General features: G+C 64.7%; 19 protein-coding genes. 6 read left to right on the top strand and 13 right to left on the bottom strand.

What is annotated here, in order from left to right; genetic code table 11:
• The first annotated feature begins 545 nt into the window (after positions 1 to 545).
• Both RAD10_RS28320 and RAD10_RS28315 read left to right on the top strand, forming a co-directional pair.
• Positions 546 to 1,826, top strand: a complete 1,281-nt coding sequence (locus tag RAD10_RS28320) for an amidohydrolase family protein (protein ID WP_461620066.1) — start codon at positions 546 to 548, stop codon at positions 1,824 to 1,826.
• A gap of 177 nt (positions 1,827 to 2,003) precedes the next feature.
• The gene (locus RAD10_RS28315; RefSeq protein WP_461620065.1) at positions 2,004 to 2,618 is read left to right on the top strand and encodes a cupin; all 615 of its coding nucleotides are present in this window, start codon (positions 2,004 to 2,006) and stop codon (positions 2,616 to 2,618) included.
• 37 nt (positions 2,619 to 2,655) lie between these two features.
• On the opposite strand, the gene RAD10_RS28310 is transcribed toward RAD10_RS28315, so the two are convergent.
• Both RAD10_RS28310 and RAD10_RS28305 read right to left on the bottom strand, forming a co-directional pair.
• A complete protein-coding gene (locus RAD10_RS28310) occupies positions 2,656 to 3,357 on the bottom strand; it encodes a Crp/Fnr family transcriptional regulator (RefSeq protein ID WP_461620064.1) in 702 nt (233 codons plus the stop codon).
• A 17-nt stretch (positions 3,358 to 3,374) separates the two neighbouring features.
• Positions 3,375 to 3,608: a hypothetical protein gene (locus RAD10_RS28305; RefSeq protein WP_461620063.1), complete on the bottom strand. Its 234-nt coding sequence runs from the start codon at positions 3,606 to 3,608 to the stop codon at positions 3,375 to 3,377.
• Between the two features lie 159 nt (positions 3,609 to 3,767).
• On the opposite strand from RAD10_RS28305, the gene RAD10_RS28300 reads away from it, so the two are divergent.
• Positions 3,768 to 4,505 carry a Crp/Fnr family transcriptional regulator gene (locus tag RAD10_RS28300; protein WP_461620062.1) on the top strand — a complete coding sequence of 246 codons (738 nt, stop codon included), beginning with the start codon at positions 3,768 to 3,770 and terminating at the stop codon, positions 4,503 to 4,505.
• Positions 4,506 to 4,619: 114 nt separating this feature from the next.
• Here RAD10_RS28300 and RAD10_RS28295 read toward each other — a convergent pair whose 3' ends face one another.
• The 9 genes from RAD10_RS28295 to lptF form a co-directional block, all read right to left on the bottom strand.
• Positions 4,620 to 5,339, bottom strand: a complete 720-nt coding sequence (locus RAD10_RS28295) for a Crp/Fnr family transcriptional regulator (RefSeq protein WP_461620061.1) — start codon at positions 5,337 to 5,339, stop codon at positions 4,620 to 4,622.
• Between the two features lie 339 nt (positions 5,340 to 5,678).
• Complete coding sequence (locus tag RAD10_RS28290; RefSeq protein WP_091954957.1) at positions 5,679 to 5,915, bottom strand: hypothetical protein; 237 nt, start codon at positions 5,913 to 5,915, stop codon at positions 5,679 to 5,681.
• 74 nt (positions 5,916 to 5,989) lie between these two features.
• On the bottom strand, positions 5,990 to 7,048 hold the full coding sequence (locus tag RAD10_RS28285; protein WP_461620060.1) for an alcohol dehydrogenase: 1,059 nt from the start codon (positions 7,046 to 7,048) through the stop codon (positions 5,990 to 5,992).
• 72 nt (positions 7,049 to 7,120) lie between these two features.
• A complete protein-coding gene (gene rsmA / locus RAD10_RS28280) occupies positions 7,121 to 7,978 on the bottom strand; it encodes a 16S rRNA (adenine(1518)-N(6)/adenine(1519)-N(6))-dimethyltransferase RsmA (protein WP_461620059.1) in 858 nt (285 codons plus the stop codon).
• Positions 7,978 to 9,015: a 4-hydroxythreonine-4-phosphate dehydrogenase PdxA gene (gene pdxA, locus RAD10_RS28275; protein ID WP_461620058.1), complete on the bottom strand. Its 1,038-nt coding sequence runs from the start codon at positions 9,013 to 9,015 to the stop codon at positions 7,978 to 7,980. Before pdxA ends, rsmA begins: the two co-directional genes overlap by 1 nt.
• Positions 9,015 to 9,938 carry a peptidylprolyl isomerase gene (locus tag RAD10_RS28270; protein WP_461620057.1) on the bottom strand — a complete coding sequence of 308 codons (924 nt, stop codon included), beginning with the start codon at positions 9,936 to 9,938 and terminating at the stop codon, positions 9,015 to 9,017. The genes pdxA and RAD10_RS28270 overlap by 1 nt, the downstream gene beginning before the upstream one ends.
• Before the next feature lie 69 nt (positions 9,939 to 10,007).
• Positions 10,008 to 12,446: an LPS-assembly protein LptD gene (locus tag RAD10_RS28265; protein ID WP_461620082.1), complete on the bottom strand. Its 2,439-nt coding sequence runs from the start codon at positions 12,444 to 12,446 to the stop codon at positions 10,008 to 10,010.
• A gap of 50 nt (positions 12,447 to 12,496) precedes the next feature.
• On the bottom strand, positions 12,497 to 13,594 hold the full coding sequence (gene lptG / locus RAD10_RS28260) for an LPS export ABC transporter permease LptG (RefSeq protein WP_461620056.1): 1,098 nt from the start codon (positions 13,592 to 13,594) through the stop codon (positions 12,497 to 12,499).
• On the bottom strand, positions 13,591 to 14,760 hold the full coding sequence (gene lptF / locus RAD10_RS28255) for an LPS export ABC transporter permease LptF (RefSeq protein WP_028145004.1): 1,170 nt from the start codon (positions 14,758 to 14,760) through the stop codon (positions 13,591 to 13,593). Before lptF ends, lptG begins: the two co-directional genes overlap by 4 nt.
• 339 nt (positions 14,761 to 15,099) lie before the next feature.
• On the opposite strand from lptF, the gene RAD10_RS28250 reads away from it, so the two are divergent.
• The 3 genes from RAD10_RS28250 (at position 15,100) to RAD10_RS28240 (ending at position 17,710) form a co-directional block, all read left to right on the top strand.
• A complete protein-coding gene (locus RAD10_RS28250; RefSeq protein ID WP_461620055.1) occupies positions 15,100 to 16,599 on the top strand; it encodes a leucyl aminopeptidase in 1,500 nt (499 codons plus the stop codon).
• Between the two features lie 6 nt (positions 16,600 to 16,605).
• Positions 16,606 to 17,058 (top strand): DNA polymerase III subunit chi, encoded by a 453-nt coding sequence (locus tag RAD10_RS28245; RefSeq protein WP_018317550.1) that lies wholly within the window; start codon positions 16,606 to 16,608, stop codon positions 17,056 to 17,058.
• Positions 17,059 to 17,224: 166 nt separating this feature from the next.
• Entirely contained in the window at positions 17,225 to 17,710 is a 486-nt protein-coding gene (locus tag RAD10_RS28240) for a hypothetical protein (RefSeq protein WP_461620081.1), read from the top strand.
• 193 nt (positions 17,711 to 17,903) lie between these two features.
• Here RAD10_RS28240 and RAD10_RS28235 read toward each other — a convergent pair whose 3' ends face one another.
• Together RAD10_RS28235 and RAD10_RS28230 are read right to left on the bottom strand one after the other, a co-directional pair.
• Complete coding sequence (locus tag RAD10_RS28235; RefSeq protein ID WP_461620054.1) at positions 17,904 to 18,350, bottom strand: hypothetical protein; 447 nt, start codon at positions 18,348 to 18,350, stop codon at positions 17,904 to 17,906.
• Between the two features lie 25 nt (positions 18,351 to 18,375).
• On the bottom strand, positions 18,376 to 18,744 hold the full coding sequence (locus RAD10_RS28230; RefSeq protein WP_461620053.1) for an antibiotic biosynthesis monooxygenase family protein: 369 nt from the start codon (positions 18,742 to 18,744) through the stop codon (positions 18,376 to 18,378).
• Positions 18,745 to 18,800 lie beyond the last annotated feature (56 nt).

The raw sequence follows: 18,800 nt of genomic DNA, 5'->3' as shown, positions 1-18,800 counted from the left end.
GAAACCGCTGTGACCGCGCCGTGTCGTATCGCGTCGCCTGAGGACTCACGGTTGCCCGCCCTGTCATCATGCTGAGCGCCGGCGCTACCGCGTCCACCGCCACCCGGCCCGCATCTCGTGACGATCGCGAAGCGCCCCTTTGGTAGGGCCGGGATGAGGCGTCTATGCCACAAATCCGAAATTCGGGAAAGTGGAATATTTTTGCCGGAGGGGCTTGACCGGGTGTTTTGCCCGACGCCTCGCGGGAGCCGCCGTCAGTTCTGTTTGCCGTTCTGCATGGCGGGAGCGCGGCCCATCGCCGCGAATGACCCAAGCGGCTCGGTGGGCGTGCTCGCTTAGTCGGCGCCCGTCCAGGAAGGTTCACGCGATTTCAGAAAATTTCGCGGCTCCTCAGGGCTCGTGAGCAGACTTAGGATTGGGTCATCCGCGTGAAGATGCTTCAATTCCAATCCCATTCATTCCGATCTCGTATGTTGGCGGCGGCAGCGCATCTGCTCGCCAAAGCGGGGCCGTAGCCACGAAGAAAAGCGCAAGGGGGGACCATCATGTCCGTGTTGTCACGCCGCGATTTCCTGGCATTGTCGACGTCAGCCGCAGTTGTCGGCCTCGCCGCGCCCGCGGGGGCCGCGATGGGGCCGAACGACAAGTACGATCTGGTGATCCGGGGCGGCGAGGTGCTCGACCCCAGCCAGTCGCTGCGCGCCAGACGCGATATCGGCATCCGCTGGGGCGTGATCGAAACGGTACAGGAGGCGATTCCCGCCGAGCGCGCGCTGAAGAGCATCGACGCGTCAGGCAAGCTCGTGATGCCCGGTCTCATCGATCTGCATAGTCACGTCTACCCCTACGGCTCGGCAATCGGTATTCCCGCCGACGAGCTGGTGCAATTCCAGGGCACGACGACCGTCGTGTCCGCGGGCGACGCCGGCGTCAACAATCTGGCGGCGTTGCGCCGGTTCATCGTAGCCCAGACGCGGGCGCGAATGTACGCCTTCGTCCATATCGCCAATAACGGCCTGTCGGCGTTTCCGGCCGCTGAGTTGTACAATATCGACGTCGCACAGACCGAGGCCTGCGCGATGGCGCTCGCCGAGAACGCTGATTTCCTGCTCGGGGTCAAAGTGCGGATGTCGGAGAACGTGATCTACAAGCACGGGCTCGAGCCGCTGAAGCGCGGCATCCAGGCTTGCGAGATGTGCGGCTGGCCGGCGAAGATGATGGTGCATATCGGCGGCGTCGAATCCAAGGAGCTGATGTCGCAGATTCTCGACCTGCTCCGCCCGGGCGACGTGCTGACCCATGCCTATTCGGGCGCACCGAACATGTCCAACGTCTTCACGAATATCGTGCAAGAGGGCAAGCTGCTGCCTGCGGCCCTGGCGGCCAAGCAGCGTGGCGTCATGTTCGACGTCGGTCACGGCGGCGGCAGCTTCGATTTCACCGTGGCGGAAGTCGCGATCCCCGGTGGGTGCACTCCAGACACCATCTCCTCCGATATCCACGTCTTCTCCGGCAATTCGCCGGGCATCCCGTTCCTGCCCAATGTGATGAGCAAGTTCATGACGCTGGGCTTCACGCTGGAGCAGGTGGTCGCGATGGCCACCACGGCGCCGGCAAAGATCATCAATCGCGCGCCGAAAATCGGCACCCTGCAAGTCGGAGCGCCCGGCGACGTCGCCATCATGGAGCTGGTGGAGGGGCCGGTCAGCTTCCTCGACACCCGCAACAACAAGAGAGACGGCAAGGCCCAGCTCAAGCCGATCCAGACTGTCATCAACGGCGTGCCGTTCGGCCGGCCATATCAGGCGCCGTTTGCAGTGAGATAGAGAGCCGGCCGGTCTCAGCTGTTGTTGCGACCCGCATGAACCAGTGCGACGCGCGAGCTGTCCAGGCTGCATCGAGGCTGCAGCCCGCAGGATAGGGTGAGCCCTGCTCCTGATCGAGCCCGTTCGCCTGGAAACTTCTCACCTCCGCCGTCGTTGAATCGTGGCTGAGGACAGGCCATGCCGATCAAGGACCAGATCAAGAATCTCGCCAAGAAGCTCGTGGAGGAGCATCCCGATGCGGCAACGCTGCGGGCGCTGGTGCGGGCCCGGAAGCCGGCAGCCATCCGTTTTCGCGACGATGGCATCGTGCCGAACAATCCGCGTTTTCCGGTGTTGCTCTATCGCGGCGCGGTGAATCTGAAGTCCAGGCGCTTTCCCCCTGAAGTCATCATCGACACGCTGTTCGATACAAACGGCTGGGGCCGGTCGTGGCGGGACACCGTGTATGACTTCGTCCATTATCATTCGCAGGTCCACGAAGTGATGGGCGTGGCGCGCGGCTCGGCCAGGGTCGAGTGCGGCGGGATCAAGGGGCGCATCCTCCGCGTGAAAGCCGGAGACGTTCTGGTGCTGCCCGCCGGCACCGGACATCGGCTGATCGAGTCCAGCCGGGACTTCGGGGTCGTCGGAGCGTATCCGCAGGACGGAACGTACGACGAGTGCACCGACATGCGAGAGCGTCCCGATGCCGTCAAGCGCATCGCCAAGGTCCGCAAGCCGAAGACGGATCCTGTCCTGGGCCGCGGTGGTCCGCTGCTCACATCATGGCGGACGGTGCAGCCGCGATCGTGACGCGAGGGGTAGCGCTCCGCTCACCCATCCTCCGCGCTCAGGTCAGATAGTCGGGCGTGAAATCGGCAAACCTGCGCAACTCTTCAGGCTGCAGCAGCTCGATCTCGCTGCCCTCCCATGCGATCAATCCGCGATGCCGCAGTTCCTGGATGGTGCGGTTGACGTGCACGATCGACAGGCCGCAGGCATCGGCGACGTGCCGCTGCGTCATCGGCATCTGGAAGCAGGCGTCCTTGACAAGGCCGACGATCTCCAGCCGCGCCGCGAGCTCGCAGATGAGATGCGCGACCTTCGGCAAGGCCGCCTGCGCGCCGAGGCGGGCGATCCATTGCCGCGAGATCGCCGCATCGATCAGCGTTTCGCGCCAGAACGCGCGGGTCAGATGGTTCGAGCCGTCGAGCAGCTGGCGGAGCTGGCTGTGCCCGACGTAGCCGACGATGGTCGGGCCGAGGCCGACGAGGTCCGCATCCATCGGCGAGACCAGCAGCGTATGCAGGCAGGGCATGTCGCCGGGAACGTGGAACGCGAGGATCTGGCTGCGATCGCCGACGATGCGGGCCTGGTAGAGGAAGCCGCTGACGACGAAGACGCAGCGCGAGGCGGCCTCGCCCTGGCGCAGCACGATCTCGCCGTCCGCGACCTGGCGTAGCGTGGACGGCAGGCCTGCGATCTGCCGGCGTTCGTCCTCGGACAGGCCTTCGATGGCCTGAAGACGCGCGATGAACTTCGGATGCGGCATGAGCCTCGCGGCGTGCTTCAGCTGTCTCGCGGCGCGTCGATGAAGCGCCGCGAGAGCTTTGCGATGGTCCAGTCGGAGACCTCAGTGCTGCGGAACTCGCGGATGGCGTGGGCGAGTTCCTGATCCGACATCGGATGCGCCGGCTCGCGCAGCGTGCCGTTCTTGAAGGCATCGCTGATGCAGTCGAGGTGTTCGCCGGTATCGGATGCGAACAGGCCGCGGATGCGCTCCAGGATCGTCGTAGGACTCATGAGAGGGGCCGGCTCGGTTGGTGATCGAAGTGATGGTGTGGGTGCGACCCGAATGATCGCAAACGGAATAGCAACCAGTGCGTCCGTCTCGCGTTCTAGTCCGCTGAACCAGGGCCAGAAGTATCATTTGATAGATCCGGCGCGATTTTTGGTGGTCTCATGGAAAAAGCCCACGACGTGCTGATCCGGAACCTGAGCGAGCACACCGCGCTTACCGGGGAGGATCTCGACGAGATCCGCGCGCTCACCTTCACGCAGCGCGAAGTCGCGCCCAACGAGGATTTCATCCGCCAGGGCGAAGAGCCCGAACATTCGGCGCTGGTCGTCTCCGGCATGGTGGCGCGTTACCATCTGCTCGGCAGTGGGGGACGGCAATATCTCGCGTTCCATATCTCCGGTGATCTGCCGGACTCCCAGGGCCTGTTCATCGACCAGATGGACCATGGGCTCTCCGCGCTCGGGCACGCCTCGGTTGCCTTCATCCCGCATCGCGAATTGTTCATGGCCTTCCGGCGCCGGCCCACTTTCGCGCTCTCGGTCTGGCGCGAGACGCTGCTCGATGCCTCGATCTTTCGCGAGGCCATCACCAACAACAGCGCCCGGCCGATGCAGGCGCGCATGGCGCACCTGTTCTGCGAGCTGTTCTACCGCGCCCGCGCCGCGCAGCTCGTCAGCGGCAATCGCTTCCGCCTGCCGATCAGCCTGGTGCAGCTCGGCGAGACGCTCGGCATGGCGATCGCGACCGTGAACCGGACGCTCGCTGACCTCAGGCGGGGCGGCACCATGGATCTGCGCGACGGGGAGCTCATCGTCCTGAAATGGCGCGAGCTGCAGCGGCTCGGCGATTTCAGCCCGGCCTATCTGCATCTGAAACGCCAGTCGCCACCGGAGGGGTGAGGCCGCAAAGATGCTAAAGCGCGATGCGATGAGGATGAATCGTCATCGCGCTTTAGGTTGTTGTTTAAGCATGATCTTTTCGGAAAACCGCTGCGCACTTTTCCGGATCATGCTTTAGCCATCGGCAGGTGTCGCTCCGCCCAGCACCTCGTCGAAGTGCTTCCTCACCCAATCGTTGCAGCAGCAGGCTCTGGCTTCGAGCGCTGTCCCGTCGAGGATCAGGATGGCGCCGCGGCGGGTCGCGAGGATGCGCCTTGCCTTGAACATCTGGATGACGCGGCTGGCATAGCTGCGGGAGACGCCGAGCATGCCGGCGAGTTGCTCGTGGGTGAGGGGGATCTCGGCGCCGCCGATACTTTCTTTCGCGGAGATGATCCATTTGGCGGCGCGCTGCTCGATCGAATGCGCGGCGTTGCAGGCCGCCGTCTGCAGCAGCTGCGCGAATTGGCAGTCGGCGTAGCGCGAAAAGACCTCCTGAAGCGTGGCCGACCTCTGCTGCGCTTGCTCGAGCGCGCGTAGCGGCAGCCGGACGAGGGTGCCGCCCAGCTTCACGACAATGCGCGAATAAGCGAGCGAAGGGTTGCGGCCTGCGGCAATGCCCACCGCACCCTCACGGCCCACCAGCAGGCTTTCGACCTCGCGATCGTCCTCGACCGGCACGGCGAACGATACCAGTGCGGGACCGCAGGGAAAGTGTACCGCCGCCACGTCGTCGCCGGCGTGATGCAGGACGTGGCTCGCCGCGAGTTCGACCGGCTGGAGGTGAGGCGCGAGCAGTTCGAAATCCTGGTGGGTGAGCTGCCGGAGCAGATCGTTCGGGGGCCGACCGGTCACAGTTTCTTCTCTGGGCTGGCCGGGAATCGGCGCCAGCCAGAACCCTACGTTTCCGCAGCGGAACCGACGGTTCCAAAGTGCACACAAGCGGCCGTGCATAGTTGGGATGCTGGCGCGCCGGCTTTAGGGACCTCCAGAAGTTGGGTGGAGCGAAGCTGCATGCGTGCGGCGCGGCAGCGTTGATCTGGCGAGGTCTGTTCAGGAGTGAACATAGCGGGCTTGCGGATTGGCGTAGCGTCAGGCGGCGAGCGCCGTACTCCGTGCGCTTTGCCCGAGGACCGCCGGCCTCAATCCGCTAAAACGCCGCTGGGCCGGCGGCCCGAGGGGCGGCGATGATCATCACCCGAAGCGTGCTTCGCGATTCCACGAGGATCGGCGCAGTGCCGCGTGCGCGCGATAGGCGTCGATCGCCCTGTTGGCGAGCATCAGCTGCCGGCGTTCGCCGGTCTTGAGCTGACCTTCGATGGCGTCGAGAAGGACGTTGGCGCTCTCGTCCGGCGGGCCGAGCTCGCCGCTCTGCTCCAGGCAGCTCCAGGCGATGAAGAATGCGCTTTCGACGGTGCAACGAATGGACATGCGCTGCCAACGCGGCGAGGCCGAAGGCGTTCCGTCACGCGGGCCCAACTTGCGTCGGGCCCGCTGCGCGCGGCTCAGTTCTTCAGCACGATGCGGCCGACGACCTTGCCGGCACGAAGCTCGTCGATCCATTTCTGGACATCGCCCATCGGCTCCTCGCGCATCGGCGTCGGCTTGATCTTGCCGGCGCGCGCCAGCGCCATCAGCTCCTGGGCCTCGTTGAGCGTTCCGACCATGAAACCCTCGATGGTCATGCGCTTGTAGACCCATTGCACCATCGGCAGCGTGAACTGGCCGCCCATCAGGCCGGAGACCACGATCTTGCCGCCGCGCGCGGCGACCGCGACCGCAAAGGCCATCGACTTCTCGTTGCCGGCGAAATCGACGATCTCGTCGAAGCCGCCTTCGGTCTCCTTGAGGATGCGCTTGATCACGTCGGGCTCGGACGGATCGTAAGCGACCGCGGCGCCGTTGTTCAGTGCGGTGTCGCGCGCGGCCGGCGACAGGTCGGCGACCGTGATCGGCTGCTTGAACATCGCCTGCGCGAACGACAGGCCCATCATGCCGACGCCGCCGAGACCGATCAGCAGCAGGTTGCGCTGGCGCGGACGGTCGACCAGGCGCTTGAGCGCGCCATAGGCGGTGACGCCGGAGCACATCAAGGTCGCGGCCTGGTTGACGGGCAGGGGATCGTAGTCGAGCAGATATTTCGCGTCGGGCACCAGCACGTGGGTGGCGAAGCCGCCGTCGATGGAGACGCCGAGGAAGCGCTGCTTCACGCAGAGGTTCTCGTCGCCATTGGCGCAGTCGCGGCACTGGCCGCAGCCGATCCAGGGGAAGACGGCCTTCTTCGCGCCGACGAGGCCGGCGGCGACGTCAGGGCCGACTTCGTCGACGACGCCGGCGATCTCGTGGCCGAGCGTGAAGGGCAGCGTCATGCCGCGCGTGGTGTCGAGCTTCTTGCCGCCGCCGAGATCGGCATAGCCGTCCTGGATGTGCAGGTCGGAATGGCAGAGGCCGCAGCGCTCGATGCGCACCAGCACTTCGGCGCCTTTCGGCTTCGGCGTGTCGACGATGGTCTCGCACAGCGGCGCATCGAACTTGACCAGGGACTGCCGACGCATCAACGCCATATTTCTTCCTCCGAAATTATCTCATTGTTTGAGCATGATCTTGTTCGGAAAACCGCTTCGCACTTTTCCGGATCATGCTTCTTCGGTTCGTATATTGGCCAATTCACAGGCCATGGCAACAAAGCCTGAAATCGGAATGGTCTCCGCGCGCCGCGTCGCATCGACGCCGGCGGCTTGCGCAAGCCGCGCCGGATCGACGCCGAGCGACTTCAGGCTCTGGCGCAGCATCTTGCGGCGCTGGCCGAAGGCGGCGGCTGCGACCTGCTCGAGCATCCTGCGATCGCAGGCAAGCGGCTCTGCGCGCGGCACCAGACGCACGACGGAGGAGGTGACCTTAGGGGGCGGCACGAAGGCGGACGGCGCAATGTCGAACAGGATCTTGGTCTCGCAACGCCAATTGGCAAGCACGCCGAGCCGGCCATAGGCCTCCTCGTCCTCGCGCGCGACGATGCGCTCACCGACCTCGCGCTGGAACATCAGCACCATCATGTCGTACCAGGGCGGCCAGGGCTCGGTGGTGAGCCAGCCGATCAGGAGCTGGGTCGCGATGTTGTAGGGCAGGTTGGCGACGATCTTCGCGCGCTCGCCATTGAGCAGCGGACGGGGATCGAAGGTCATGGCATCGCCATGCACGATCTCGAGCCTGTCAGGATAGCGCGCGGAAATATCCTGCAAGGCCGGGATCGCCCGCTCGTCGTGCTCGATGGCGATGACGCGCTTCGCGCCGAGCGCGAGCAAAGCGCGTGTCAGCCCGCCCGGGCCGGGGCCGATCTCGACGATCGTGGAGTCTTCGAGCGGCACTGCCGCGCGCGCGATGCGGGCGGTGAGATTGAGGTCGAGCAGAAAATTCTGGCCGAGCGATTTACGCGCCGACAGCGCGTGCTGGCGAATGACCTCGCGGAGCGGCGGGAGGTCGTCGATCGCGCTCATCAGCTTTGCGAAGCCGCCATGCGGCTGGCCAGCTGGAGCGCCGCGATCAGGCTGGCCGGATTGGCCTTGCCGGTGCCGGCGATGTCGAAGGCGGTGCCGTGATCGGGCGAGGTGCGGATGAAGGGCAGGCCGAGCGTGACGTTGACGGCGTCGTCGAAGGCGATGGTCTTGATCGGGATCAGCGCCTGGTCGTGATACATGCAGATTGCGCAGTCATAGGTGCTGCGCGCGGCCTCGTGGAACATGGTGTCGGCGGGCAGCGGGCCCCTGGCGTCGATGCCGTCGCCACGCAACGTCTTGAGTGCGGGGGCGATGATTGTCTGCTCCTCGTGACCGAGCGAGCCGTCCTCGCCCGCATGCGGGTTGAGGCCGGAGACCGCGATGCGCGGCTGCGCGATGCCAAAGCGGGATTTCAGCTCGGCTGCGACGATGCGAACGGTCGAGACGATCAGCTCGCTGGTGAGCTCTGCCAGCGCATCGCGGATCGAGACGTGGATGGTCACGGGCACGACCGCGAGCCGCGGCGACCACAGCATCATCACCGGCTGCGGCACGCGGCCGCCTTCCGCGGCGAGCTCGGCGAGGAATTCGGTGTGGCCGGGATGACGGAAGCCTGAGCGGTAGAGCACGCTCTTGGCGATCGGATTGGTGACGACCGCGCCGGCGCGGCCCTCGCGGACGTCCGTGACCGCCTGCCGGATCGAGGCGAGCGCGGCTGGCGCGCTCGACGCGTCGGGCTTGCCGGGCTCGGCCGTCGCGCGCTCGCCGGTGGCGACCACGGGAAGTGCATCTGTGAAGGCGGAAGCGGCCTCGTCCGGGCTCACCGCCGCGGTCCTGACGTCGGCACCCAGCGCGGCGGCGAGCGCCTTGGCGCGCCGGGCGATCAGCGCCTCGTCGCCGAGCAGATAGAAGGCGGGCAGGTTCAGTTCACGGCGCCGGAGCCAGGCTGCGATCGTAATGTCGGGGCCGATGCCGGCGGGCTCTCCCAGGGTCAGGGCAAGGGGAAGAGTATGCGGTTTGGCTGCGCGATTGGCCATCAGCGGTTGCGATATTCGATCATGGCCGCCTTGCGGAGCTCGTCGAGATAGGCCTTCTGGGTCTTCTCGTACTTCTCCTGATACATCTTCTCGCGGACCTCACGCTTTTTCGGCGTGTCGATCATGGTCGGCTTGCGCGAGCACAGCACCACCATCTCGATGCCGTTCTTGGTCATCTCGGGCGCGGTCAGGTGGCCGATCGGGGTGTCGTCGAGCACCTTGCGCAGCGCCTCGGGCAGCTCCGCGGTGGTCTTGGTGACGCTGTCGCGGATGGTGGCGTTCGGCGTCGAGCGGAACAGCGAGTTGGCTTCCTCGCAGCTTCCGACGCGCGCGCGATAGCTCTCGGCTTCCTTCTTCCGTGTTTCCAGGAACGCCGCGGACGAGCCGCGCGGCACGATCAGCACGATCGGCTGCATCTTGTATTCGGTGCCCTCGATTTGGAGCTTGTCGCCGACAGCCTGCGCGACGTCGCGCTCGCCGACGAGCAGCTTCTCCTTGAAGCGGCCGCGCACGAGGCTGGTCCAGACCATCTCGGCCTTCATACGGCCCTTCAGCGTCTCGGGGCGGACGCCTTTGGATTCGAGCGACTTGGTGAGCTGGTCCGGCGTGATGCGCATGCGCTGCGCCATGCCTTCGTAGGACTGGTTGATGTCGGAGACGCCAGGGTCGACCCCGAACTTCTTGCCCTCCTTCATCTTCACCTTGTCGTCGATCAGCTCGTTGATGACGTCCTGCCGGCTCGGGGTCTTCTGCGTCGTCAGCTGGTCGAGCTTGGAGCGCTGCTCGATGTCGAAATCGGTGATCGGGTCGCCGTTGACCATGACGACGATGTTCTGCGCGCGCGACGGCGAGGGCAGTCCGGTCAGGACCAGTCCGGCAGCGATGGCGAGGAGGAGGCGGAAGACGGGCAATGGGGTCGTCATGATTGTCGCTCGCATGTCAGCCGCGTCGAGCCTGTGATGGGGGCAAGCGCGGCCGGCACTTCAAACCGTTCATTGGAGGCCGGCGGAACTGCTGGTCGTCGACGAGGTCGCCAGCGTGCGCAGGCCGATCTGGAACATGAACGCATGGTTCAGGACGGGCGGCGCGGTGCCCGCCGAGTAGCTATACGAAGTTACGTAGTTCGCCGCCAGCACGAAGCAATCGTCGACATAGCCGGCACCGAGCACATACTGGTTGATCTTGTTGGCCTCGAGGTCCCACCGCGCCGAGCCCGACACCACCCAATTGGTCGCGATCTTTATGGAGCCCGAGGTCAGGATGCCCTCCCGCCGGGTCAGATAGCCGAGCTCCGGCTGCGCCGCGTAATTGCCGTACAGCACGCTGACCGCCCAGCGATTGAAGTTGGCGCGGCCTTCCGCCTCGAAGCGCTGCACGTTCCAGGTCTGCTCGTCCATGCGGGAGCGGACGCTGAACGTGTAGGTGCTGTTGGGCGAGTAGCTGGCGCTCGCGACGTAATCGGAACGCGGCTTGTCCAGGCCGGAATTGAGGCCGGTATTGATGGGGTCCTGGACCGCGAAGGAGTTCATGCCGAACAGCTGGTAGGACTGGCCGAACAGGGCCTTGACGGCGCCGCCCTTGTCGAACTGCGTGGTGGACTGCACGCCGACATTGGCGCGGCCGCCGCCCTCGACGCGGTCGTAGCCGGAGAACTTGTCGACGCTGAACAGGTTCGAGGCGTCGAACACCATGCTCTGGGCGTCCTCGTTCGGGAGCTTGCCGGCATAGGTCTCGTTCGGCCGGATGATGATCTGCGCGATCGGCTCGACGGTGGTCGAGCCCCAGGGTTGAACGTTGATGAAGGGGTAGCGGTATTCCAGGCCAACGGTCGGCATCAGGCGGAACGCCTGGGTGTCGCCGACGGGAAGATAGTTCGACACGCCCGGCTGGTTGGAGACCGAGGAGTTGATCGCGTCGGCGCGCAGGCTGGCGAACGGCGTCCAGATCTGGCCGAGCGGATCGGTGAAGGATTTGCGCCACTGCGCCTCTGCCGTGAGGCGGGTGTAGGTGCCGGGGAAGCCGCGCAGCAGGCACTGCGACGGCGTGCGGGCGAGCGGATCGGCCGACGCCGTCGTGCACAGGCTGTTGGTGTTGGCGATGGTGGTGATCGGATCGAATACCGCCTGATCACGCGACAGGTTCACGAAATTGGTCTTGTAGCTGAACTCGCCGCCGAACACCGGATAGTTGAGCACGTTGGAGTAGTCGATCACCGGATAGACGATCGGCACCTGGCTCTGGTTACCCGAATAGCTCAGCCAGTACATCGTGCGCGCGTCGAAGAAGCTGCGGTTGCCGACGCCGGTCAGATAGAGCTGCGACAGCGCTTCCGTCGGCAGCAGCAGGAACGAGCCGAGCGGATCGCGGTACTGGTAGAGCCGGTAGTCCGAGAAGAAATAGTAGTCGGACATCAGGACGCCGTCCCAACCCCAGACCCATTTGTCGTTCAGCGCGAACTGGCCCTTGGTGTCGACGGCGCCGCGGAACTGCTTGTCGCCGGGCTGCCCGGAGAACGCGCCGGGATCGAGCTGGTCGATGCCATAGGCGCGGATCTGGTAGGCGCCGTCGATCAGGCGCTGCCGGAATTCTCCCTGCAGCAGCACGCCCTGCCGCGACAAGAAGCGGGGGTTGATGGTCGCGTCCATGTCGGGCGCGATCGCCCAATAATAGGGAACCTCGACGCCATAGCCCGTGTTCGTCGTGCCGGAAACATAGCCCGGCATCAGGAAGCCGCTCTTGCGCTTCACGGTCGGGTCGGGCGTCGAGAAATAGGGCATGTAAGCGAGCGGCACACCGAAGAATTCGATCTGCGCCGTCTCGAAATACAGCATCTTCTCCTGCTGGTCGTGGATGATGCGCGCACCCTTGACCTGCCACAGCGGCGGCTTCTTCGGATCGTCCTTACATGGCGCGCAGGCCGTGTAGACGCCGTTCTCGAACACCGTGTAATTGCCGCTGGAGCGGTCGGCGCGGCTGGCGGCCATGCGGGTCTGGTCGGCGGTGTCCACACGCAGCGAATCGACGAAACCGTCGCGGTAATCGTCGGAGAGATCCATGATCTCGGCATAGGTGATCTTGCCGTCGGCATCCGTCATGCGGATGTTGCCTTCGGCATGCAGCCGCTTGGTCTTCTGGTCGTAGATGACCTTGTCGGCCTCGACGCTGGTGCCGTTGTAGAACAGCTGGACGTTACCGACCGCGGAGACGCGCGAATTGTTGTAGTCGTAGTCGACCTCGGTCGCCTGAACCAGCATCTGGTTGTCGTTGGCGGCTTTCGGCGGCTTCGGACGCGGCGGCAGCGGATTGTAGGTGAAGCTCTGGGCCGAGGCGGGGGCCACAGCAGCAATGTCGATCAGCGCGCCGAGCGATGCCACGGCAGCGACAGCCATCATGAGCCTGCGAAGAGACAAGCCGGACCCGTTCGCGCGCATCACGATGCGGCGCGTCAAACGAGACACGGGTCCTCGATGGACGGCAGTCACTAACCGTCCTCCTGGTACAACAAGGCCAAAAAGCCGGTGAGGCCGCCCACCACCACGGGCAACCACGCCGCAGCGATCGGATGCATCAACTCAGCCTTGCTCAAGTCTTCAGTCACTTTCGACAGAACGTAGAGCAGAAAGCCTGCGCCCACGCCACTCAAAACCATCTTCTGCACGCCGCCCATCCGGAAGAAGCGCAACGACACCGAGGCCGCGAGCATCACCATGGCGGCAAGCAAAAACGGCTGTGCCAGAAGCTTCTGATACTGGAGTCGGTATCCTGCTGTCGCGAAGCCCGAGCTCTCGGATGAGCGGATGTAGCTCGGTAGTTGCCAAAAAGACACAGTCTCGGGGGTGGAAAAGCTGTTGCGGACCTGCGCCTCGGTGAGCGTCGTTGGAATCTCCAGGGTGGCCTGGTCGATCGGCGGGGAGTCCAGCGAGAAGCGGCGAACGGATTTGAACAGCCAGTGGCCGGACTCCAGTGTCGCCTCGCGCGCCTCGATCCGCTCCTTGAAGTGACTGTCTGCGTCAAAGCGGAACAGCGTCAGGCCGGTGAGTCGGACGCCCTGCTGCTCGCTGCGCGCGGCGTTGATGATGGTCTGGCCGTCGCTGGTCACCTGATTGAGCCAGAAGCCTGAGGCGTCCTGGATGCCGCCGCCCGGCGCCGAGCCGAACAGCTCGGCTTCCATGCGCTTGGAGAGCTCACGCAGATTCGCCGACATCGGATTGTAGGCGACGGTTGCGATCACCCCGATCAGGAGCGCGCTGCCGAGCGCCGGTGAGATGAACTGCCATGCGGAGATGCCGGCGGCGCGCGCAACCACGAGCTCAAGCCGGCGGGAGAGGGCGAGATAACAGGTCATGGCGCCGATCAGCATGCAGAACGGCGTCAGCTTCTCCAGCAGTTGCGGCACCCTGAACAGCGAGGTCTCGGCCACCATGAGCGCCGAGGCGGACGCCAGCCCCGAGGTCTTGCGCACCATCTCGATGTAGTCGACCAGCACCAGCAGCAGGAAAATGCCCGCGAACACGCCGAGCGCCGCGACCACGAAGCGGCCGGCGAAATAGCGTCCGAGTGTGTTGGTGAGCATGCTCATGCGGTGGCCGGCCGTCCGAACAGCTGCGCGATGCGCGCGTTCGACCTGTTGATGGCCTCCATGAGCCCAGGGGGCGGCTCGACCACGACGCCGCGGATGATCATCCACAGCCCGACGCCGATGGCGCCCATGACCATCGCATATTGGACCAGCACCGGGCTCGGCGACTTCACCGCCATGACCGAGCAGGCAAAGCCGGCCATGCGCAGGCCGAACACCGCAACGACCGAAGTGCCGATCGAGAAATTGCGGCTCTGGCGGGTGGTGCGGGGCGCACCGAGGAAGGCGAAGGTCAGCACGGCGAAGGCAAAGGGATAGATCGGCGCGAGCAGGCTGTCATGCAGGGCCGAGCGGAACTGGCCGGGAATCTGCTTGTAGACGGGGTCGTTATCGGACGGCGCGAGCAGCTCCCAGAGATAGCGCTCGCGGATGCCGAGGGTAACGTCGCGGCCCTGGTTGGAGAACTTCGACATGTCGAAGCCGTAGCGGCCGAAGGCCACCAGCGCGGGATCGCGCTTGCCCGCTTCGAAGCGCTGGAGATTGCCGGTCTCCAGCACCAGGAACGAGCCGGTCTCGTTCTTCACGACCTCGCCGTGCTCGGCGACGATCGAGACGCGCTCGTTCGGATCGCGGCGGTCGTCGATGAAGATGCCGGCAAGGATGCCGCCGGGCTGGCGCTCGCGAATCCGGATCGTGAGGTTCTTGTCGAGCTGGGCGAAGCGGCCGGGCTGCAGGATGTTGGTGAGCACGTCCGCGGTGATCTCGGCATCCCACTGCTTGATCCGCCGCATGCCGTCGGGGGCGAGATAGGCCGCGATGAAGGCAACCAGCAGCGCCACCACGCAGGTGGCGTAGAAGAACGGATAGAACAGCCGGAACGGCGACAGGCCGGCGGCATTCATCACGATGATCTCGGAATCGGTCGCGAGTTTGTTCAGCGTGTGCGAGATCGCGATCATCAGCGCGATCGGCGAGATGATCAGGACCAGGGCCGGCACGACGAGGCTGGTGATGCCGAGGAAGGTGAGGATGGTCTGACCCTGGCTCGTCATCAGGTCGATGCCGCGCAACGCCTGCGTAATCCAGATCACGCCAGTGAGGCTGACCAGGATCAGCGCAAACGACGCCAGCGTCGTGCGGAAGATATACCTATCGATCGACCCCATGCGCTACCGCACGAATCCCACCAAGTCCCCAATGTCGGCCGAAACTCCGCTGCCCAACCAATCCCCGATCAGGGGATCCCCAAGGTTGGCCAGCTCCTCTTCTGCCAGCTCACTCTCTCACTACCATCCCTTTGATCCGTCAACAAAATGGCTGCCCCGTGGCACCCTCATAATATGGTTAATATTTCCCTCGTTGTGGCCTTGAGGCCACGGGGGGTGCTTGGCATCTGCCGGGGCGCTGGCCCATAGTGCGGAAGGCTCAGTGAATCGCCGTTCAGGTCCGGCCCTGGCCAGCAACCGTGAACAGCAAAAAGACCAAGATTTTTGAAGGAGTTACCCATGTCCGATGCCATCAAGGTCGGCTTTGTCCCATTGTCTGCCGCCGCCCGTGGCATCCTGGTCGTGTTCTGCGACGACAGTCTGAAGGTCGGTCCGGCGACGGCCAAGGCACTGGGCGGCGCTATCGAACTTGTGAAGCGTGCGGCCGCCGCCGCCGCCTTCAAGGGCAAGAGCGGGGCTGCGCTCGACATCCTGGCGCCGGAAGGGGTGAAGGCCACCCGTCTGCTCGTGATCGGCGCCGGCAAGGCGGCCGGCCTGAAGGCGAACGACTTCCTCAAGTTCGGCGGTGTGGCGGCGGGCAAGCTTGCCGCGGGGGCGGCTGCCATGACCATCATGGCGGAACTGCCCGGTGGTGCCATGACGAGCGAGCAGGCGGTCGCGATCGCCTCCGGCCTGCGCTTACGCGCTTACAAGTTCGACCGCTACAAGACGAAGAAGAAGGACGGCGAGGAGGGCGGTTCGCGGGCCGACATCTCGCTTGCGGTCGGCGATGCCGCTGCCGCGAAGAAGGCGTTTGCCTCGGCCGGCCACGTCGTCGACGGCGTGATCATCGCGCGCGACCTCGTCAACGAGCCGCCGAACGTGCTCTTCCCTGAGGAATTCGCGCGCCGCGCCAGTCAGCTCCGCAAGCTCGGCGTCAAGGTCGAGGTGCTCGACGTCAAGGCGATGCAGAAGCTCGGCATGGGCGCGCTGCTCGGCGTCGGCCAGGGCTCGGCGCGGCCGAGCCGTACCGTGATCATGCGATGGGACGGCGGCAAGAAGGGCGAGGCGCCGGTGAGCTTCGTCGGCAAGGGCGTCTGCTTCGACACCGGCGGCATCTCGATCAAGCCGGCCGGCAGCATGGAGGACATGAAGGGCGACATGGGGGGCGCGGCCTGCGTCGTCGGCCTGATGCACGCGCTTGCCGCGCGCAAGGCCAAGGTCAATGTGGTCGGCGCCATCGGTCTTGTCGAGAACATGCCCGACGGCAATGCGCAGCGGCCGGGCGACATCGTCACCTCGATGTCGGGCCAGACCATCGAGATCATCAACACCGACGCGGAAGGCCGGCTCGTGCTGGCCGACGTGCTCTGGTACGTCGCCAAGAAGGTGAAGCCGAAATTCATGGTGGATCTGGCGACGCTGACCGGCGCGATCGTGGTCGCGCTCGGCACCGAGCATGCCGGCATGTTCTCCAACAATGACGAGCTCGCCGAACGCCTGCTGGCGGCCGGCATCGAGAGCGGCGACAAGGTCTGGCGCATGCCGCTCGGTCCCGAATACGACAAGCTGATCGATTCCCAGTTCGCTGACATGAAGAACACCGGCGGCCGCCATGGCGGCTCGATCACCGCGGCGCAGTTCCTGCAGCGTTTCGTCGACGGCACGCCCTGGGCCCATCTCGACATCGCCGGCACCGCCATGGGCGCGCCGAAGACCGACATCAACCAGAGCTGGGCAAGCGGCTATGGCGTCCGCCTGCTCGATCGCCTGGTCGCCGACCATTATGAGCGCAAATGACCTGAGATGACCGAAGTCCTGTTCTATCATCTGCAAAATATGACGGTGGAGAACGTGTTGCCGCCGCTTCTCGAGAAATCGCTCGAGCGCGGCTGGCGCGTCGTGGTGCAGTCGACCTCGGAAGAGCGCGCCGATGCGCTCGACGCGCATTTATGGACCTACCGCGACGATTCCTTCCTGCCGCACGCGACATGGCGCGTGAACGATGCCGCCGATCAGCCTATCGTGCTGGCGATCGAGGAGGGCAATCCCAACGGCGCCCATGTCCGATTCCTGGTCGACAATGCGGCCTTGCCGCAGGACGCGCAGGGTTATGCGCGCATGGTGCTGCTGTTCAACGGCGACGATCCGGATGCACTCGCGCTTGCCCGCAGCGCCTGGACGGATTGCAAGGAGCGGGGATTTGATGTCACTTATTGGCAGGCCGACGAGCGGGGCCGATGGCAGCGTCGGAATTAGGGGTCCTTCGCAATTAATGATAATTTGCACTTTTCGGGCGATGCTGGCTTTTGTCACCTTCGTGCCGCAAAGTGATGTTGGGACAATCGCTTAGGGCTGGTCCTTCACGCGGGGAATTTGGTTTATCGTGCGACATCAAAAGCTTCCCAAGTCGCTCATAGTTGCGTTGGCTGCCGTAGCACCGCTGGTCGCGGGCTGTTCGGGGACCGATCTGCTGTCCAAGGACGCACAATGGTTCAACACGCCCAGCCGTCTCTTCATCAAGAACATCTCGATCGAATCCCCGCCGCTGACCCCCGACAAGGCGGTCGGAGCTGAGGATCTCGTCAGCGCCGACGGCGGCTGTCCCGGCATGGCGCCGCCTCCCGGGCCGGCCGATGCCAATGCATCGACGACGGCGCCGGCGCCGATGGGCGGCACGGTCGCGCTCGGCCATACCGAATGCGACGTGGTGCGCGGCATCGGCGCGCCATCGAACGTCAATCTCTCCAATGATGCCGCTGGCCGCCGCGTTGCCGTCGTCACCTGGGCCACGGGACCGCGCGCCGGCATCTACACGTTCACGGCTGGGCGTCTGTCGTCAATCGAGGGCAATCCCGATCCGCAACCGGTGCCGAGGGCGACCAAGCCGAAGCCGAAGAGGCACACGTAGGCGGGGATCGCCTGCACCACAACGGATCGGCTGCGCGCATCGGAGACGTTATTGTGCTGCTCCGTAGATCGCCATCTGCGCGAATAGCGGCATCGATGCCGTGGTTCTGAAGGACGCAAGCGATCGGGGGCGGACCCGATCGAAAGCCGGGTTCGCGGGCACCCCTCAGAGCACCGGCTTGGTGTTGAAGCGATCAAGGTTGTCGAACGCGGAACCGGCCCTTCATCTTGAGGCCGTCACGCATATTGAGGCCGAGAAGAGCGATGTTCATCGCGCCGGCCAACAATTCGAGAGTCTGTACTGCGTAGAACGTGGTGTCGAACTCCGCGGCCTTCGCCTTGAAGGCAAGAAACAACGCGGCTGGAATGAGAAGCAGGATGCCGTTGCCGGCGATGAACGGCATACGTTTGATCTTCGCGCCGATCACGCCACCACGTCGTCCCTTTGCCAGGAAAAATCCTGAGCCTCCCGTCACCGCCAACGCCGGAACCAGCAACAGGAAGCCCCAGGGTATGGCCATTTTCACCGTGGCTATGCTCGCGTGCGACGCAAATAGCTCGGTGAGAGCCGTGGAGAGCCAGAAGGTCGCGATAGTCGTCAGCGCGACCGCGCCCGCGACTGGGTGGATGATCCTGGTCATCGCGTTCTGCCGTTTTCGAAGCAAGCTACGCCACACAGATGCCGGGCACGGCGACCTTCTCGAACAGGTGCGGAGAGGCGACGGCGGATGAGGGATAGGCTGCGATCTTCGATCTGAACTCAGGATGTGTGAACGCAGCCCGGAAGTGGGCAGTCGATTCCCAGACGGCATAGTTCAGATATGTCGGTCTATCGCCGATCGCGCGGTGAAGCTGGGTGGCAATGAAGCCCGGCTGCCGCTTCATGAAGGCTGCATCGTCCTGCCAAACCTGGAGGAAGCTCTGCTCGTCGGTCTTGTCGAGCGTGAATACATTCACCAGCACTGCGGGGCTGGTGTCGATGCCAAGTTGACGTTCGATGGGAAAGTTGGGGTCCAGAGGGCGTAGGTGCGCCATGGCAGGCTCCGTTCGATATGGCAATATGGTGTCAATCTGGTACTATACGTATCGTA

It is taken from the genome of Bradyrhizobium sp. 23AC (assembly GCF_054863025.1).
This window is presented reverse-complemented; position numbering and strand designations above follow the sequence as displayed.

What these genes read in the sequence shown, in the direction of transcription:
- RAD10_RS28250 (WP_461620055.1), top strand. Translation starts at nt 15,100, where the DNA reads ATGTCCGATGCCATCAAGGTCGGCTTTGTCCCATTGTCTGCCGCCGCC.
- lptG (WP_461620056.1), bottom strand. Translation starts at nt 13,594, where the DNA reads ATGAGCATGCTCACCAACACACTCGGACGCTATTTCGCCGGCCGCTTC.
- RAD10_RS28300 (WP_461620062.1), top strand. Translation starts at nt 3,768, where the DNA reads ATGGAAAAAGCCCACGACGTGCTGATCCGGAACCTGAGCGAGCACACC.
- RAD10_RS28315 (WP_461620065.1), top strand. Translation starts at nt 2,004, where the DNA reads ATGCCGATCAAGGACCAGATCAAGAATCTCGCCAAGAAGCTCGTGGAG.
- RAD10_RS28305 (WP_461620063.1), bottom strand. Translation starts at nt 3,608, where the DNA reads ATGAGTCCTACGACGATCCTGGAGCGCATCCGCGGCCTGTTCGCATCC.
- RAD10_RS28265 (WP_461620082.1), bottom strand. Translation starts at nt 12,446, where the DNA reads ATGCGCGCGAACGGGTCCGGCTTGTCTCTTCGCAGGCTCATGATGGCT.
- lptF (WP_028145004.1), bottom strand. Translation starts at nt 14,760, where the DNA reads ATGGGGTCGATCGATAGGTATATCTTCCGCACGACGCTGGCGTCGTTT.
- RAD10_RS28320 (WP_461620066.1), top strand. Translation starts at nt 546, where the DNA reads ATGTCCGTGTTGTCACGCCGCGATTTCCTGGCATTGTCGACGTCAGCC.
- RAD10_RS28230 (WP_461620053.1), bottom strand. Translation starts at nt 18,744, where the DNA reads ATGGCGCACCTACGCCCTCTGGACCCCAACTTTCCCATCGAACGTCAA.
- RAD10_RS28290 (WP_091954957.1), bottom strand. Translation starts at nt 5,915, where the DNA reads ATGTCCATTCGTTGCACCGTCGAAAGCGCATTCTTCATCGCCTGGAGC.
- rsmA (WP_461620059.1), bottom strand. Translation starts at nt 7,978, where the DNA reads ATGAGCGCGATCGACGACCTCCCGCCGCTCCGCGAGGTCATTCGCCAG.
- pdxA (WP_461620058.1), bottom strand. Translation starts at nt 9,015, where the DNA reads ATGGCCAATCGCGCAGCCAAACCGCATACTCTTCCCCTTGCCCTGACC.
- RAD10_RS28310 (WP_461620064.1), bottom strand. Translation starts at nt 3,357, where the DNA reads ATGCCGCATCCGAAGTTCATCGCGCGTCTTCAGGCCATCGAAGGCCTG.
- RAD10_RS28245 (WP_018317550.1), top strand. Translation starts at nt 16,606, where the DNA reads ATGACCGAAGTCCTGTTCTATCATCTGCAAAATATGACGGTGGAGAAC.
- RAD10_RS28270 (WP_461620057.1), bottom strand. Translation starts at nt 9,938, where the DNA reads ATGACGACCCCATTGCCCGTCTTCCGCCTCCTCCTCGCCATCGCTGCC.
- RAD10_RS28285 (WP_461620060.1), bottom strand. Translation starts at nt 7,048, where the DNA reads ATGGCGTTGATGCGTCGGCAGTCCCTGGTCAAGTTCGATGCGCCGCTG.
- RAD10_RS28235 (WP_461620054.1), bottom strand. Translation starts at nt 18,350, where the DNA reads ATGACCAGGATCATCCACCCAGTCGCGGGCGCGGTCGCGCTGACGACT.